Annotated in this window: 18 protein-coding genes and 1 pseudogene; 9 read left to right on the top strand and 10 right to left on the bottom strand. The window is 63.2% G+C overall.

The window, feature by feature from the left end; translation table 11 throughout:
- Positions 1 to 146: 146 nt before the first annotated feature.
- Positions 147 to 608 (bottom strand): annotated as a pseudogene (locus P3L51_RS01080) (tyrosine-type recombinase/integrase); the annotation flags it as partial.
- Here P3L51_RS01080 and P3L51_RS01075 point away from each other — a divergent pair.
- Positions 583 to 1,011, top strand: coding sequence for a hypothetical protein (locus tag P3L51_RS01075; RefSeq protein WP_354603070.1), 429 nt, complete (start codon positions 583 to 585; stop codon positions 1,009 to 1,011). The pseudogene P3L51_RS01080 and the gene P3L51_RS01075 sit on opposite strands and share 26 nt — an antisense overlap.
- Before the next feature lie 34 nt (positions 1,012 to 1,045).
- Here the strand turns inward: P3L51_RS01075 and P3L51_RS01070 are convergent, their stop codons facing one another.
- Both P3L51_RS01070 and P3L51_RS01065 read right to left on the bottom strand, forming a co-directional pair.
- Positions 1,046 to 1,399 carry a hypothetical protein gene (locus tag P3L51_RS01070; protein ID WP_354603069.1) on the bottom strand — a complete coding sequence of 118 codons (354 nt, stop codon included), beginning with the start codon at positions 1,397 to 1,399 and terminating at the stop codon, positions 1,046 to 1,048.
- Between the two features lie 401 nt (positions 1,400 to 1,800).
- Entirely contained in the window at positions 1,801 to 1,926 is a 126-nt protein-coding gene (locus P3L51_RS01065) for a hypothetical protein (protein ID WP_354603068.1), read from the bottom strand.
- A gap of 211 nt (positions 1,927 to 2,137) precedes the next feature.
- On the opposite strand from P3L51_RS01065, the gene P3L51_RS01060 reads away from it, so the two are divergent.
- Positions 2,138 to 2,572 (top strand): hypothetical protein, encoded by a 435-nt coding sequence (locus P3L51_RS01060; protein WP_354603067.1) that lies wholly within the window; start codon positions 2,138 to 2,140, stop codon positions 2,570 to 2,572.
- A 151-nt stretch (positions 2,573 to 2,723) separates the two neighbouring features.
- Positions 2,724 to 3,176: a hypothetical protein gene (locus P3L51_RS01055; RefSeq protein ID WP_354603066.1), complete on the top strand. Its 453-nt coding sequence runs from the start codon at positions 2,724 to 2,726 to the stop codon at positions 3,174 to 3,176.
- Between the two features lie 348 nt (positions 3,177 to 3,524).
- Here P3L51_RS01055 and P3L51_RS01050 read toward each other — a convergent pair whose 3' ends face one another.
- Positions 3,525 to 3,887, bottom strand: coding sequence for a DUF6416 domain-containing protein (locus P3L51_RS01050; protein ID WP_354603065.1), 363 nt, complete (start codon positions 3,885 to 3,887; stop codon positions 3,525 to 3,527).
- A 633-nt stretch (positions 3,888 to 4,520) separates the two neighbouring features.
- Between P3L51_RS01050 and P3L51_RS01045 the strand changes: the two genes are divergently transcribed.
- From P3L51_RS01045 to P3L51_RS01020, 6 genes are all read left to right on the top strand, one after another.
- A complete protein-coding gene (locus tag P3L51_RS01045) occupies positions 4,521 to 5,153 on the top strand; it encodes a hypothetical protein (RefSeq protein ID WP_354603064.1) in 633 nt (210 codons plus the stop codon).
- A gap of 794 nt (positions 5,154 to 5,947) precedes the next feature.
- Positions 5,948 to 6,112 (top strand): YhhA family cyclophane-containing RiPP, encoded by a 165-nt coding sequence (yhhA, locus tag P3L51_RS01040; RefSeq protein WP_354603063.1) that lies wholly within the window; start codon positions 5,948 to 5,950, stop codon positions 6,110 to 6,112.
- A gap of 9 nt (positions 6,113 to 6,121) precedes the next feature.
- Positions 6,122 to 7,270 (top strand): cyclophane-forming radical SAM/SPASM peptide maturase YhhB, encoded by a 1,149-nt coding sequence (gene yhhB, locus P3L51_RS01035; RefSeq protein ID WP_354603123.1) that lies wholly within the window; start codon positions 6,122 to 6,124, stop codon positions 7,268 to 7,270.
- Positions 7,267 to 7,905 (top strand): cyclophane-containing peptide 2OG-Fe(II) oxygenase YhhC, encoded by a 639-nt coding sequence (gene yhhC, locus P3L51_RS01030; RefSeq protein WP_354603062.1) that lies wholly within the window; start codon positions 7,267 to 7,269, stop codon positions 7,903 to 7,905. The genes yhhB and yhhC overlap by 4 nt, the downstream gene beginning before the upstream one ends.
- Positions 7,835 to 8,713, top strand: coding sequence for an aKG-HExxH-type peptide beta-hydroxylase (locus P3L51_RS01025; protein ID WP_354603061.1), 879 nt, complete (start codon positions 7,835 to 7,837; stop codon positions 8,711 to 8,713). Before yhhC ends, P3L51_RS01025 begins: the two co-directional genes overlap by 71 nt.
- A gap of 780 nt (positions 8,714 to 9,493) precedes the next feature.
- The gene (locus tag P3L51_RS01020; RefSeq protein ID WP_354603060.1) at positions 9,494 to 10,012 is read left to right on the top strand and encodes a proline dehydrogenase; all 519 of its coding nucleotides are present in this window, start codon (positions 9,494 to 9,496) and stop codon (positions 10,010 to 10,012) included.
- Between the two features lie 296 nt (positions 10,013 to 10,308).
- On the opposite strand, the gene P3L51_RS01015 is transcribed toward P3L51_RS01020, so the two are convergent.
- From P3L51_RS01015 to P3L51_RS00990, 6 genes are all read right to left on the bottom strand, one after another.
- Complete coding sequence (locus P3L51_RS01015) at positions 10,309 to 10,782, bottom strand: hypothetical protein (protein ID WP_354603059.1); 474 nt, start codon at positions 10,780 to 10,782, stop codon at positions 10,309 to 10,311.
- Positions 10,783 to 11,841: 1,059 nt separating this feature from the next.
- Entirely contained in the window at positions 11,842 to 12,531 is a 690-nt protein-coding gene (locus P3L51_RS01010; RefSeq protein ID WP_354603058.1) for a contact-dependent growth inhibition system immunity protein, read from the bottom strand.
- A 12-nt stretch (positions 12,532 to 12,543) separates the two neighbouring features.
- A complete protein-coding gene (locus P3L51_RS01005) occupies positions 12,544 to 12,849 on the bottom strand; it encodes an RNase A-like domain-containing protein (RefSeq protein ID WP_354603057.1) in 306 nt (101 codons plus the stop codon).
- Positions 12,850 to 12,860: 11 nt separating this feature from the next.
- Positions 12,861 to 13,469 carry a hypothetical protein gene (locus P3L51_RS01000; RefSeq protein WP_354603056.1) on the bottom strand — a complete coding sequence of 203 codons (609 nt, stop codon included), beginning with the start codon at positions 13,467 to 13,469 and terminating at the stop codon, positions 12,861 to 12,863.
- 10 nt (positions 13,470 to 13,479) lie between these two features.
- A complete protein-coding gene (locus tag P3L51_RS00995; RefSeq protein ID WP_354603055.1) occupies positions 13,480 to 15,231 on the bottom strand; it encodes an RNase A-like domain-containing protein in 1,752 nt (583 codons plus the stop codon).
- A complete protein-coding gene (locus P3L51_RS00990; protein ID WP_069628433.1) occupies positions 15,231 to 15,530 on the bottom strand; it encodes a WXG100 family type VII secretion target in 300 nt (99 codons plus the stop codon). Before P3L51_RS00990 ends, P3L51_RS00995 begins: the two co-directional genes overlap by 1 nt.
- Positions 15,531 to 15,543 lie beyond the last annotated feature (13 nt).

Raw genomic sequence — 15,543 nt, 5'->3', positions numbered from 1 at the left:
GGCACTCATCTCCGCAGTTCAGCGCAACATGACGGACCGAGGATGCGTTGATTCCCAAGCTCAAAGCGCGAGTTCGATTCTCGTCACCCGCTCCACGACGAAGGCCCAAATCAGCGACTTGGGCCTCCTTTGTTGTCTAGACCTCTCTAGGCATCTCGTGCCCTTTCCGTGCCCGATGCCTGCTCATTGGCCTTGGCCGCGGCCTTCCGGCGTTCGGCCTGCACCAGGGAGTCGAGCCTCGAAGCGACCTCGCGTTGACGCTCGGTGTCCGAGTGCTGCGAGATGAGCGCGGCCTTCTCCGTGGACTGGCCGGCACGCACCATGTCCTTGAGCGTCGTGCCCGATCGGGTGGTCAGGGTGTGTCCGGTGTAACGAAGATCGTAGAACCGGAAATCGGCCAGCAGTCCGACAGCGCTGAGGGCCTTGCGCCACTTCCGGCCGAAGGTCGAGCGACGGAAAGGCTTGCCCCGCTCGCCCACGAACAACAACCCGCCCAGGGTCTTCTTCACGTACCAAGCGAGCCAGGCGTGGATCACCATGAGTCGATTGAGAGTGCTGGCGCCCTCCCGTACCTTCTGGAACATGGGAGAGCGACGAGACGTCACCAACAACGTAAGCAACGGCGTGAGCGGCCATGTCAACGGGCCCGTGGTCCAGGCTGGATCCATCAACGGCAATGTGCTCCTGCCTGCTACGCCGAGCCCAGAGGAGGCAGAGCTACGGGCTCGCTGGGCGGCACGCACAAAACGAATCCTGGACGCCGAAGACGCAGAACGTGCAGCAAGCTACGCCCGGTATCAGTTTCAGAGAAAGAGATTCCTCAAGAAGGCACGTCGCGGAATCTACGGGTCTGTCGCAGGGATCCTTTTCGGCCTGTTCCTCGTCGTCGGTGGTCACGCATCCAGGGGCGACAGCACGCGAGTGATGTGGGAGTCGATTGGGTGGTTCTACGTGGTGATCGGTTTCGGATTCCTGGCGAAGCACTGGTTGGCTCTTCGACGCTACCGCTGAGTCCCGGATTGATCAGCTGATCAACCGCTGTCCTTCAATCCGTCTGACAATTGGCGCCATCGTGCGCAGTCGAGTGGATCACGTACCGCAGCCCGTCGCACGAGTGGTCGTGGCGCTTGATCGGCTTGTCCTCGCCGCGTGCTGCGGCCTCCTCTAGCCAGGCGTAGCCTGGCAGCTCGTCGAGGAGTCCCCGGCATGCGTGATGTACGTGCAGCAGCCCCGAGCCTAGCGCGGTCGACACGCTGCGGATGCCGTTGAGGACCTCGTTGTTCGCGAGGGCCACGACGGGATGCCTGTCTGTCCACAACTGAGTGGAAAAGCTCGTCGCGGACGGGCCAATAAGCGTCTGCTCGGGAACGACCTGATGCTCGTCGAGCCATGCGCTCACAGCGCGGCTGTACTGCGCGTCGGGTGATCTGTCGGTCTGCGGCTCGCGAGCTGGGCCGCCACTCGTTGACCGCGCAGCCGGTCGTCGGCGCCGAGGCCGAACAGGATCGCCGAGAACGGTTCGCGATTCGGTAGTCGATGACCCAGCACCGGCGCATCGGCAGCAGTTCGTCGACGACGTGCCGCTGATCGTCGAACATGTCGTAGACCGCCCTCGGCAATCACCCATGCGCCCTCGATCATCCGGCGGCGCCAGAGTCCGACGTACTCGGCGCGCAGCGCGTCGATGTAGGCCGCGGAGAGGCTCGAGTTGTCGTCGAGCCGGGAGTGCCACGAACGCAGGTGGACACGGTGTACAACCAGCCGGTTCCCGCCGAGCAGTGCAGCGACGTGCGCCTGCTCCTACCCGGTCAGGGCGAGGTACCAGTGCGTTTGCAGCGCCGGCCCGTCCGGCACACCGGCGAGCCACTCGTCGAGCTCGTACGCGCTGCGGGTCTTGATCTCCAGCAGGCTGGACGGTCGAACCACGAGCGCTTTCGAGAGGGGTTGCACGAACGGTTGTCGAGGTTTAGGGACGAAATCAGGAAAGTACGAGAGGCCAATCCTGCATAGCTGATGGGCGAGCAGGTGGCGCCACTCGTGTGCCGTGGAGTGGACGGCGTAGCACAGGGCGTCGACGCTGTGGTCGTCGAGTGTCAGGGGGTACGGTGGCTGCCTCAGATGCTGCAAAGGGGGTTCGATGGAAGCGGAGTTGGTGGCACTTGCTGCCGCAGGCGCTACGGCATTGGTTCAGCAAATGGCGGTGGACTCCTGGGCACAAGCTCGTGACCGGATGGTGTCGTTCTTCTCGCGTCGCGGTGGTGAGGAAGATGTGATCGAGGGGGAGCTGGAGACCTCGCGCGGAGAACTGGCGGCGGCGATGGAGGCCAGCGACGAGCAGACCGCCTTGGATGTCCAGGCGGAGTGGCGTACACGATTGCGACGCACTTTGCTGGCCGATCCGGCTGCGGCTTCCGAACTGCGGGCAATAATCGATGACTTGGCGCCCCTAAAGGGTGATCAACAGGTCGCCGATGTCCATAACACGATCAGCGGGGGCGTGCAGCACGGCCCAGTGATTCAGGCTGGCAACGTGGGCTCGCTGAGCTTCGGGACACCTTCCGGTCAGACCTGAGCCTGGCGGCAGTACGGGGCCCACGCCGGCGACGGCCACGGTACGCCGTTCTTCGGGAAGGCGATGGAGGTGGTCACCAAATGTGTTCGCGGGCATTGGCATCGGCCGCCTCGACGGTGATCTTGTAAGTTAAGCGCGTATCTTCCGTCTCATGAGTGAACAGCCGTCCATACGCAATGAGTTGAGTGGGAGCGTCGGGGGTCACGTCGTGCAGTCCGGTGCCATTCACGGCGACGTTGTGTTCACTTCGCCCACTGCGCCGGTGGACCCGGAGACAGCGGAGACGCAACGACGTTGGAGCGAACGTCAGCGGCGCATCCTCGAAGAAGAGACCGCCAAAGAGGCAGCAGAGCAGCGCAGGTTTGAAGACTACGTCAGGGTCGTTCACAGGAAGCGACGTTGGAACTTGTGGTTGCTGCTGGTTGAGAGTCTGGCCGTGGCGCTGGGGTATCTGCGCGTGTTCCCCTGGGCTGCGCTCGTTGGCGCCTTGAGCATTCTGTTTGGGCTGATCTCCCTGTTCGGCTGGGTCTACTGCTCCGTGGTCTTGTGGAGGGCCCGGACGGGGCGAACTATCCCAGTTCCCCGGCACCGGTGGATGTGGTGAGCAGGTGGCGCCACTCGTGCGCATTGGAGTGCACGATGTAGCGCAGCGCCTCGGCGCTGCGGTCGTCACGCTTGATTGCCTGGTCCTCGTCGCGGTCGGATGCTGCGGGTCCCGTGCGTAGCCCGGTAGCTCGTCGAGCAGCCCGGTGCATGAGCGGTGGATACGCATCAGCCCGGAGTCGAGGGCGGTCGACACGGATCGGATGCCGTCGAGGATGTCGCTGCGAGCCGCGGCGGTGCCGGGGTGCCCGTCATCGGCCCGCTTGATTGCGGGGCGCCGGTGGAGCGGCGCCGGGGTGCTTCTAGGTTGCGTCTGGCGATGTGTCCCGTGTTGATGCTGCGAGGCGCGTTACTGCTTCAAGGCGGCCTTGAAGATCTCGGCGACCTCGTGTTTGACGGCGTAGACCGTGCCGTTCGGGGTCTTCCACCAGCGGTACGGGTACGAGCGGTCCCTCTCCGGGCTCGCGGCGCCCATCTTGGGGAGCGCGCCCGCCATCACCCTCGCGGCGTTCTTCGTTCCCTCGAGGTCGAGGCGGAGCTCTTCTTCGAGCTCGCTGCGGTTGACGAGTCGCCCGGAATGATCGAAGAGGTAGGCGAGAACGCTCTGCCCCTTCCTGTCTAGTGTCTCCCAGTAGGCAAGGGCCTTCCCGACGTCGCCAGGCAGCCATTCGGGCGTCCGTCGTGCCCGCTGCCTCCGTCGTGGTCGTCCCACAGCGGATCGGTGTCGGCGATCCGCATGGAGGCGGGAAAGTCCCTAGCCATGGGGTCGTCCGACCTTCCTGTTTCGGCAGCACTGGTAGGGAGCGCGGGAAGTGAGGTCGGCCGCCAAGCATGGGCGAGGCTGGCTGCCTTGGTGCGACGCCCGTTCCGGCGCGGGACGGTTCCGGAGCCGGCTGGGAACGGGCTGCCCCGGGCCAGCTCCGGCGAACTGGAGCTCGCCGCGCTACAAGAAGACAGCACCGATCTGAACCGGGCGCAGGCACTTGCGACAGCCCTTCACGTACGGGCGGCTCTAGACGAAGAATTGCGCGTCCGCCTCGAAGAGTGGTGGCAGAGGGCACAGGTAGCCGGTGGCGAGGTGCACAACAGCGTCTCGGGAGGTACGCAGAACGGTCCGGTGATCCAAGGCCGCAACTTCTCCAACCTCACCGTCGACATGACCGGCGGGACCGAAAAGCCAGATCGAGCTCACCGCGACGCCCGCCGCCGACGGCGTAGTGCGGGGCTAAGCACCGCCACCTGCCTGGTCCGTCGCGTCCATCACATCTTGGTGCGAATCGCGTACGCGCCCCGACACTCCTGATGCACGATAGGCATCTCGAACGATGCGAACGGGAGTGAAGTGGTGGAAGAGGACCGCGCAGACCGCAACCACCGGCGGCAAAGTACGGCATCTCATACCAACAACGAGGCCAGCGGCGGTACCTTTCACGGCCCTGTGATCATGGGTGGTCAGGTTCAGTTCGGGCAGAGCCAGAATCCGGTTCGGAACGGAACCAGGCTTGGGGCACATGAACAGATGTACTCCTCCGGGGAGTGGATCGACCTGGCTTACGATCCTGTACCGGACGCGGGCACCGGCGACTTCTATGACGATCTTCGCGCGGCGGAATTCGATCCTTGGCTCGCCGCAGACGGATTCGCGGACAAGGTCGACAGCCGCTACGTCCACGACCGTCACGTGCCGCTGAACTTGGTCGTCTACGAGAGGCACTCGCGTGTACCCCGATTCGTCATCGTGCTGACGGGCAACACCTACGGATCCATACTCACCACCTACGCTGCTTCTCTGCCCGACCTGATGGATCTCCTCGCCAAATGGACTCCGACCATGAATCTGCTGGCCCAGATCGACGGTTTGGCAAAGGAGCAGAGGGATTCGACGGGGGCTAACGAGCATTCCACCGCAGCTCCCTCGCTGCCCGCGTCCTCCCTCCCGTCTCGCATCGCGAGCCCGAATGGGCCTCGTACCCCGTGACGGGCCGACTGTCGAGGCCCTAGGGTTCGGCTGTACCTCCATCCGGTTCCGAGCCATCCTGGGCCCAGAAATCTGCACGGGTGAAAAAATCCCTCCCATCGCACGTAGGGTCGTGCCACAACGTGCCAGTAGGGGCGGTGAACAGCGGTCTTCAGGGGCTTCACGGGAGCTGGCCGCGAACACCCCAAGACAGACATCACCGCAGTTCAGAGGCCATTTACCGGCCGAGGTGCAGGGTGATTCCCAAGCTCAGAGCGCGAGTTCGATTCTCGTCACCCGCTCCAAAGAAAAGCCCCAGGCCAGCGGCCTGGGGCTTCATTGTTGTCTAGACCATTTCTCGCCGGAGACCGGCCTCTGGCGGCAGCCGCGCGAATCCGCGGACGGCCCCTTTCCTGTACTCGACTCACGACTGCAGACCTCGACAAGGAACGAACATCCCATAGGGGGAGAACGCGGCCTCCGGCAGAGTGTCCCCCCACGCGAGCCCGAACCTCGATGCACACCAACCCGGCGGAGGGCTGAAGTGCGATGGCCCCCCTGAGGCTGGGGCGAGTTGCACTACTTTGACGTCATCACTGATCGCTGCCACACCCTGCGAAGCAAGAGCTGACCTGTGGCTCACTCGGTCGCAGTCAGGAGCCAGCGAGAAGAACTCCGCAACACAACACAGGTGCTGACGAACGGTCTATCATCGGAGATACGGATCATAGCCCCTGGTATTTTTGCGCGCCCTAGCTCGCGACCGAGGGGGCGCAGGCCCTTGATCAACGCCGCCACTCGAAGGGAAATCCCTTATGAATTCGGTAGAATCGGGCGACAGTATGGCGGTTTCGGTACCTGCCGTCCCATCGCTGGAGACAGACAGTGTCGTCCTGCAACGTTTGATCGAGGAAGTCCGAACAAGCGAGCCGGTGGTGACTGGTAGTTATAACCGGACCTACAATCGCCACAACCGCTAGAGGTCCGTCCTGAATCGGGAGATTGACACCGTACTGGTCAAGACGGCCAGTCGGTGCAACTTGGACTGCAGCTACTGCTATGTCTACAACCTCGGCGACGAAGGCTGGAAGAGCCAGCCTCGCCGTATGACAAATACGGTGATGAGTGCTGTCATTGATCAGTTAGGCGCGCTCAGCCATTCACAGTCCCGCTCGCTAAGCGTAGTAATGCATGGGGGCGAACCGCTCCTGCTTGGCGTCGGTGCCACCGAGCGTTTCGTCGAAGGTCTCAAGTCGAGCCTGCGCGCAGATGCCGGTCTGCATATCCAGACCAACGGCGTGCTGTTAACCAACGAGTTCATTGACGTCTTCGATCGCTACGACGTGGGGATCTCGATCAGCCTGGATGGTCCGGCCGAGTTGCATGATCGGAATCGTCGGGACCGACACGGCGACGGTTCGCACGAGCGTGTGGTGGCCGGCGTTGCTCGACTCGTCGCACACCCGGCGCGCGACCGGCTGTTCAGCGGATTACTCGCGGTTGTCGATCCGACGTCAGACCCTGCCGAGGTGTACGAATTCCTGAAGGCCACCGGGACGCCGTCGTTAGACTTCCTCTATCGGGACGGAAACCATGACGCCCTTCCTCCAGGGAAGAGTCAGACAGAATCGACCGAATATGGCGACTGGATGGTACGCCTACTCGACCACTATCTCGCTGACCTGACCCCGCCCCGAATCCGCGTACTCGATGACCTCATCCGTCTCATCCTTGGCGGCCACGGCCGCAAAGAAGGTATCGGGCAAGATGAGTACGGCATTATTGTGATCGACACCGACGGTCGTATCACTCGCAACGATACGCTCAAGGTGGCGTACCCCGGTGCTGATCGATTTCAACAAGAGCGCTCAATTGTCGACCGAGTTCTCCTTGACCAGCTTGGTGGCACAGAGCTTGACGAATATTTTTCCCTCCAGCATCCGACATCCCCGACCTGTGAAGCCTGTCCCGAGTTGACGGTATGCGGCGGAGGAATGCCCGCGCATCGCTGGTCTACCAAGAACGGCTACTCCAACCCGACCGTCTTCTGTAGCGACCAGCTTAAACTGATCTCGGCTGTCAAAAGCCGTCTCTTCATCGCTGCCAAGGGGACTGACCGACACGAGGAATCACCGTGACGACCAACTCTCCACCTGAACGAGGCTCATTGCAGGTGTCCGATACGGCAGCATGGCCGCAGCCAGATCTGGGTAGCCGCGAGGTGGTCGCAACTCCGTTTCGACACGCGATGTTGACTGAGTGCTTCACGTCGCAGATCGGTGAGTACGTGCTCGAATGGTTTGAGCGCGACGCGCCGTGGGTCGTGAAGCGGACCGACTTCTACGAGCAGTACGAGTTCAGCTGCTGGGATAGCGCATCGCCGACAGCTTCCTACCTGACCAGCCACAACGTCCTCGATGCTGTCGGCACTGCGATGACAGAAATGTTCGGATGCGAGTTCGAGCCGGACGTCAGCGTCGTGTGCCACAAGCTCGTGCGCGGGCATCGAATCGGCATACACAACGACTATCTCGTCGGAGAGGAGTCGCACCGATTGACCGTCCAGCTGAACCGAGGTCTCGCTGAGACCGATGGCGGATTTCTCATGCTCTTCAGCTCCGGCGACCCCGCCGATGTTCACCGCGTACTGCGTCCGCAACACCTGAGCGCACTTGCGTTTGAAATCTCACCCGACTCTTTTCATGCGGTTTCCGAAATGCATGGTGGAGCCCGATACACGGTCATTTACTCGCTTCGAGCTCGACGTGACTAGCTCCCTCAGTCTACGCCTGGGCAAGGAAGATCTGCTTTGGTTCCCCGGCCTGACGGCCGAACTAGTAGCAGACTTCATATCGCGCAACCAAGTGGAGCCAAGTCTTGTCGAACAGTATGGGACGTCTCGCTGGTTGGCGGGCAATGCGAGGCCTCCCGCACCCGACGGCGGTGACATTCGAGTCGGGCCTCACATAGCAAAGATTGAATACTTGTCAAGCGAGACAGCGGCAGGATTCGAGGGTCTGCACTTTGCTGTCAGTCGTGATCCACACATCCGTGAGCTGATCCAAGCGGCGGCTGACCTCCTTACACAGGTCCCGAACATGGCTGAGAGTATCGGCTCGGTTGTGAAGGTAATCCATCCGATTCAATCCCTAAGGGACTACGACGTCAGCCACAGCACGCCCGAGCTGCCGTTCTCAATCTTTGTCTCGATACCGGAGAAGGACGAGCGGGATGCATTGCTAAGGGTGGCCGAGTCGCTTATCCATGAGTCGATGCACCTTCAACTCACTCTTGTCGACTCAATCGAGCCTCTGGCCGTAGATGATCGCGCAAGCGGCTATTCACCATGGAAGGATGAAGTTCGACCCATCACCGGACTTCTGCACGGTCTCTACGTCTTTGCCGTTATCCACCAGGCGCTCGACATTCTAACGGGCGTACAAGGCGAGTGGCGCCAATACTGTCGCAAACGTAATAGCGCGATCGAACGTGAGATTACATCGCTCCCAGAGGCACCCGAAGGGCTTTCAAAAATGGGCACCGATTTGTGGCGTCGTTGTCTTGAAAGCATTGCCGTTTGAGCAAATCTTCGACGGTCAACGGCCAGTTGACATGACCCCCTGCGGTCCGGAGCATATGGCAGTGGTCTCGCCTTTCGCGAGTGGGGCTGTCCGAGCCTTGATCAAATAAATGATAGGCGCTTCCAACTGCGGCAACAGGACGTGTCGAGGGTCCTGTCAGCTGCGAGGAAAGAAGCACTCTCCAGGTGAACACGCGTATCGGGTCGTATCCATCTGTCCGTAATCAGGGCGGCGGGGACTCTGTGTTTTCGCAGGCCGGCTCGACTATTTCTGGTGGAGACGATCCGCAAGTCCGGTCATCGGCGTCTGCGAGCCGAACCTGCGGTACTCAGGCCGGTGGCCTCCGACCAACCGTCTCGCGCTGGTCGAGACCCAGCCACGGTCGGCCCCCGCGCACCGACAGCGATCTCTCGCGGCAGGGCCGAAGTTCGCGGGCGAGCGTGGAAGCTGTCCGGCACCGCTGCGTCCGACACCGGTCGCCAAGTCGTCGTGTACCTCGCGGGAGTGCTGGTCCTGGCTCGCTCCGAGAAACAGAACGCAATCGCGACGTGGAAGACCATCCGCACCGACTCCGTCGGTGGCACGCACGACTTGCTCAACTGGCTCACGACACGGGCCCGTGGCTGCCTTACCCGATCAGAATGCCCATCAGTTGGAGGTCAGGTGGACTTGTCAAATGGTTCCTTCGTCCCCGCAACTGGATGTGGAAGCAGGTCGGTTCGCGTTGTCGCGTTCACGCGCGGGCGGACACGAACCGGAAGGATCAGCGAGACTTCCATCATGGACGCAGGAATCGCCGCGCTTCTCGGCGCTGGCATCGGCTCTGTCGCCACGCTCGGGGCGACAATTCTGAGCGGCCGTGCTCAGGCGAGGGCACAACACGAACAATGGCGTCGCCAGCATCGCCGCGATGCCTACGCCGGCTACCTCAGCGCACTCCATGATCGCGACATAGCCATGGACAGCATCCTCGACGCCCTACAGCACAGAGAATCCGACCTCAGAGACGTCGATGAGAACGTACAGCGCTTCGTCGCCCTCGCCCGCGAGGTCCATCGACGTGCGGAAGTCGTCATCCTCGAAGGACCGCACACCCTCGCCGAAGCAGCCGGTCGCATCACCCACGCTTCCGAGGAACTCTCGCAAGTCATGCGCCGCATGGTCGAGGACGCCGGGACCAGCCAAGTCTCACGGCAGGTCCCGGACCGCGCTCTCGCAGCGGAGCGCGAACGAGACCTCTACCAAACAATCAAGGACTTCCGCTTGACCGCCCGCACGGTCCTGGGAAACACGGACTGACGTCGCGCAACTGTCGACCTGGCGGCTACGAGGCAGCTTCAGCCCAGTCGATACGTGTCTTCCCACTCTTGCCGGTCACCGGGGAGCGCCACATCCGTGACCTGCAAAGCCTGCCCTGACGCGTCACAAGCGACGCCGAGCACACTCCGCTCGCCGCAGAATGGTCGCCGGCCTCTTCTGCCGTAACCTCGGGCGGGAAGTCGGCACGCAACTGGCTTGGGCAGGTGGGATGCCTGAGCTGGAGGTTGGCCTGCGCGAGACGCCGCACCGTAGGAGAGGACCGCCCAGCACCGTGGTCACTCTGTGGTGCCGCCGTTCATTCGGATGGGGAGCCGCTGCCAGTCCTCCAGGGCACCTTGGAGCAGTTGCTGCAGGCGTTCCTGACCGTCAACGATGAGTACGTGCAGGCAGGCACAGTCGGTCAGGCTCCGGTTGCCGACGACACAGACGTAGATGCCGGCGATCTGCAAGCCTCGTGCCGCTGCCGAGAGTTGGGCGTCGACGGGTAGCGGGATCCTCCGCGCCAGCTCCTGCGCGAAGACCCGCTCGATCCTGGGGCGTCCCAGCAGCCCGAAAAGACCACCTGCGGCACGGCCGACGACATCATGCAACTGGTCCTTCCCCAGCAGGATGCTGCGAGCCAGCAGGGCGAGATCCTCGCAGCCTCTCCTGCTATGGCGCTTGACCAACCTGTTCCAAGAGTCGTCCGAGGCGTAAGCGACCGCGCGCTCAGCGATGACAGCCGCGCCACCGCGCTCTACTACGTCCAAGGCCGCCCTTGCTGGCCCCTCAACCCTCAGACGCTCCCGCGCGGGCCGCGTTGGCGGTCGGGAGGCACGTGGGGTCGGGATGGCGACCCGAGATGCCGGACGACGCGGTACTCGCCGCGGCGCCTGAGCGCGCTTGACAGGTCGGCTTCGAGGCGTAGGAACGCGGCCCGCCGGCTTGCCCACATGGAGATAACAGCGAGTGTCCGGGCGACTCACTCGCCTCTTGCACAACGTGCGGTCCAGCTTCTGCGCACGACATCGATAAACCATATCGAAAGCCTGAAGACCTGCCTGGAACAGGGGCAAGCATGCCTATTTGGTCAAGCAAACGGCTTCAAACGCTCACTGACGCAGAACAGCAGCCTGCCGGTCCGGAGGCACACCATGGAATCGCTCTGGCCAAGACCGGACAGTGACGAACCAGAGCAGACTCCGGATGAACAGTTCGAAGGCGTGCTGACGCAAGCTCGAGCGGAGGAAGTGCTCCGGATCTTTCGCGAGAGCACACCGTCCCCATGATCTTGAGCATGAAGCGCATTGCCATGCTGACGCGACTAGCCGAACCGCCTCCGCAAATTGCGCCGTCGCAAACCCAGCCCCGTGCCAGCCCTTCAGGGCGGCACACCAAGGTCAGAAGCGGTCAGTGCAACCAGAGGCAGCACAGCTCGTACACCCAAGTAACACCTGGCCAGAGCCCTGTGGTGCTCCAGAGCGCCGTGGATTCCCAAGCTCAGAGCGCGAGTTCGATTCTCGTCACCCGCTCCAAAGAAAAGCCCCAGGCCAGCGGCTTGGGGCTTAGTTGTTGTCTGGACCGATCCACCATCGCGCACTACCTCAGGACCACTTTGACCGTCTTCGGCTGCTCCGAGCCCTTCACATGAGCGAGCACCGGACCATCCCGTCCAGCCTGTCGCCACCCCTTTCCGCCGCTCGAGATCCGCGTGCTGATAGATCTAGGTGGCCTTCTCGGGCTGCCCGGCCCGGGCCATCGCGTCCTTGAGCATCGTGCTCTGGAGGGGGCCGGCGCCCGGGGCGAAGTGAGCGAAGACGGGCACGCGGTCAGCCCGTGGCCGGTTCGGGGCCGTAGTCCGCCTTGAATCCGCCCAGGCCGTCCGCGAGGTGTGCCAGCCAGCCGCTCGGGGAGTACGGCTGGGGCGGGTCGACCTCCATACCCAGCTCCGCCAACGCGAGGGCGTATTCGGATTCTTCGAGGGCGAGGGCGAGCAGTTCGTGCAGCTCACCCATGAGGTGGGCGACCAGCTGCGAGTCCGTGGTGACGGCGTAGTCGCCTACGGCCGCGTCGTGGTCCGGGAACTCGTCCGGCATGTCCTGCGAGAACCAGCCGCCGAGAAACTGGCCGAGCTCAGGGAAGCGGGCGTGCCACTCCCAGTGGGTACGAGGGACGGACGGGTGCGGGACCTCGCCCTCCTCGATCGACCGCTTCAGGTGGTCCGCAATGACGAACAGCCATCCCTGGATTGCCGATTCGGGCAGGCCGATGTCAGGCACGGGGTAGAACTCACCGAGGCTCAGACGCAGCCGGCCCGGTGGGTTGCGGGCGTACTCGCGGATCTGCTGTTCGGCCGCGGCCAGGGCCCAGGGGCGGGTGTGCCAGGTGTGGCGCAGGTACGCCTGCAGAGCCTCGCTCAGCTCGCTCGGCTCGTCGTCGGCCGGCATACCGGCGTACGCGCTGATCACCTGGTGCAACTCACCGTAGCGGCGGTCGAATTCGAGCGGCTTCATGGACACGGCGCTCAACCTCTACAGATAGATCGGGACGGTGGTGAGCACGACGAAGCCGTGCGGACTGTTCGGATCACGCTTGAGGACGACGCGTGCCGCGCGCACATCGACGGGCTCGCGCCCTGCGAGCATCATTGCTTGCAGCAGTACACGACCGACGGGCGCCTCGCGGGAGGGCCAGGTGGCCTCGATAGCGAGGCGGGCGCGGGTGCCCTGGGCGAGCCAGCGGTGAATGTTCTGCTCGTTTCCAGTCACCGCCTGCTGGGTGGCCCACTGGGCGGTTTCTCGGTCGGGGTAGGTAGCCGATCGGGTCCGTGCGGTCATGTCTGTCCACTTCAGCTTGCGTCGAACGACCAGATGAGGCCAATTTCGTCATCGGACACCGCGAGGAGCCCGAAGTCCCAGACGTACTGGCTCAGAGGCCAGCAACCGGATACCCGCTCATAGAAGTCCGGATTCTCACCGCCATGGCGAGTGTTGGTGAAGAATGTCGATCCGTCAGGAAAGCGCGAAAGGATCGCCTCCGCGTGGCATTCCATCCCGGCTCTGCGCTCGGCGAAACCATGTTGCCTGGTCACGTTCATCTCATTCGTGGCCAGCATCACGAGGAGGCGCACCACCGCGCGGCGTGGAATCTCGAAGAGTCCGCTTCGCCACTCCGCAGCGCCGGCCTCGTCCACCGGCGGAACGCGGAACGGGAAGGCGGGGTCCTCCAGGAACTCCGGTTCCCCCACTTCCGGGTCCTTGCCTCGCCACCCCCGGGGATCTGCCACCTCCCTGCGCATGATCGCGGCGACGTCGGGCAGCCAGTTCTCCCCAGTTCGCGGACCGACAGCGATGAATGAGTACCGATGGCGGTACATCTCGACTGCGGCCGACCACATATCGGCATCCAGACACGCCGACGGTCCGCAAGTCGGGTCGTGGTCGGCTTGGCTGTGCATCCGGGACCTCTCACTTGGGCATCGAGCTGAAGACGATATACGGCGGGTTCAAGTCCGGTTTATACAGGAGACGTATCGCGACTCCCTTGGTGTCTTCTACCTTCGAGGGCTTGCCGTCGTCGCCCACGGTCGAGCCCCTGCCGGTGACCGCATCGCCGACGAGAGGCCCCTGGACGGGGATGGACTTCGTCCCGATCTCCTTCGTCGGGTCCGGCGGGTCCTCGTTCAGCCACTCATCGATCTCAGCCGTATTTTCGCGGAGGCAGTACTGCGTGTATCGCTGAGCGGACTCGACGTCGACATAGGTAGATGCGCCAGGAATGTTGTACTCGCCGCTCTGCTTCCGCTCATCTCGAAGCCGCTGCAACAACTGCTCATCGGTCTTCCCCACGTGTTTGTCGATGGCGTGCGCTCCGCCCACACCCTCCATCGCCGCGAGGTCCACCGAGTACTTGTAGGGGAACTTACTCTCCGGCAGTTGCCAGCTGTGCTCCTTCTTGAACTCATTCAGGGAGCGCGCACCGAACCCCTGCGCCCGAGCCCGTTCCGCCTGGAACGTGGGCACGCTCTGGAGCGCTTCATCAAGTTCGAACTCAAGCATGGCCAGCTTGCCGGCGGCATCGCTGAACGCCTCGTGATAGGCCGCGACCGCCGCGTCCATGGCCGCCTTGTCCATATGGGACCGGAAGGTCAGGACGACCTCCGCGACCACGAGCCCGGCCACGAGCCTGGTGAGTTTGGTGAGATCGAGGCCCGAGGTGAGGTCCTTAACCGTCTTGTCCGTGGCCTCCTTGGCCAGGCGCGTGGTGGTTTCCGTAGTCTTCTGGCCCACGTCCGCAAGATCGTCGAACAGCTTCTGAATCACGTTCGCACTCTTGTCGAGGACCTCGATCACAGGGCGCCTGGTGGCGGGGTCCATTTTCCCGTGGGTCTTCCAGCTCCGGGCGCCCTTCTTGGGAGTCACCTCGGCCCGCTGATCACGGACCTTCCCCCAGGCCGTGGTTCCCCAGATCGTCTGGCAGAAAGCCTTCATCGCGGCCTGCCATTCACCATTGCCTGTGGGGTCGGTGATGTAGGAGATCGCGTCCGTGAAGTCGTCCGCCGCCTTCTTCACGTCCTCGGAGGCGATCCGCCAGGCCCCAGCGATGTCGCGGAACTCTTCTTCCTTGACGCCCGGCGTTTTCTCGTGGATGCGGCCGAGTCTCAGCCCTTCGTCGACCACGGGTTTCATGATGAACATGAGGAAGTCCGGGACCTCTCCGAGGATTCCCGAGATCGCCCACGAGTCGTGGTACTCGCCCTCCCCCCGCCACCTGAGGTCGTTCGGCGGACCGTACTTGGGCACGGTGGCGATCACCGCTGGAGGCTGCCTCTCCTCCGGTGGAACCCCCTTGCCCTTGCTCGCCGCCCAGTCCGCCAGTGCGTAGTTGTTGGCAGTCTGTGTGAAGCCCACCGACACACCGCCCACCGACACCACGCTCTTCGCCCAGAGCTCCAGGAACTTCCCGGCGACGATGCCGTACCGGTCTGCGAAGGAGTCCGCGCCCCAGCCCGTCCCCGCGGACTGGCTGTACTTGTCCAGCGTGTCCGTCAACGTCTTCGCCTTCTTGTCATAGGCGAACTGAGCGTCGCGCACGACGAGCGAGGTGAAGTAGAGGTGCTGAGGCTGCACATCGAAGCGGCCCACACCTTGGTTGGGTGGCGCGGTCTTGGCCTGGTCGCGTTCCCGCTGTCGCTGCTTGCCGGAAGGCAGATCAGGCATCAGGCCGCACCCCAGCCCCGCAGTACCGCCCGGTGTGCCGCCGCGTAGTTGATCTCACCGTTGACCACGACGTCGTGCAGCCACGCCTGGGCCGCCTGAAGGTCCGCCGCGGACCGGTCCCACTCGTCCAACTTGTCGATGAACACCTCGCGGGCTTCGCCCTCCCAGGTCAGGACCACCTTCTCGGCACGCCGGTAGAGCAGATCCAGCTGGTCGTTGAGGCGCTTGAGAATGTCCTCAAGATCTCCGGAAAGTTCCTGCAGCGTCGCGAAGTCGACGGCTATTTCGTCGTCCGCCATACCTCCCCCGTTC

It is taken from the genome of Streptomyces panacea (assembly GCF_040560175.1).
Classification (GTDB): domain Bacteria; phylum Actinomycetota; class Actinomycetes; order Streptomycetales; family Streptomycetaceae; genus Streptomyces; species Streptomyces panacea.
This window is presented reverse-complemented; position numbering and strand designations above follow the sequence as displayed.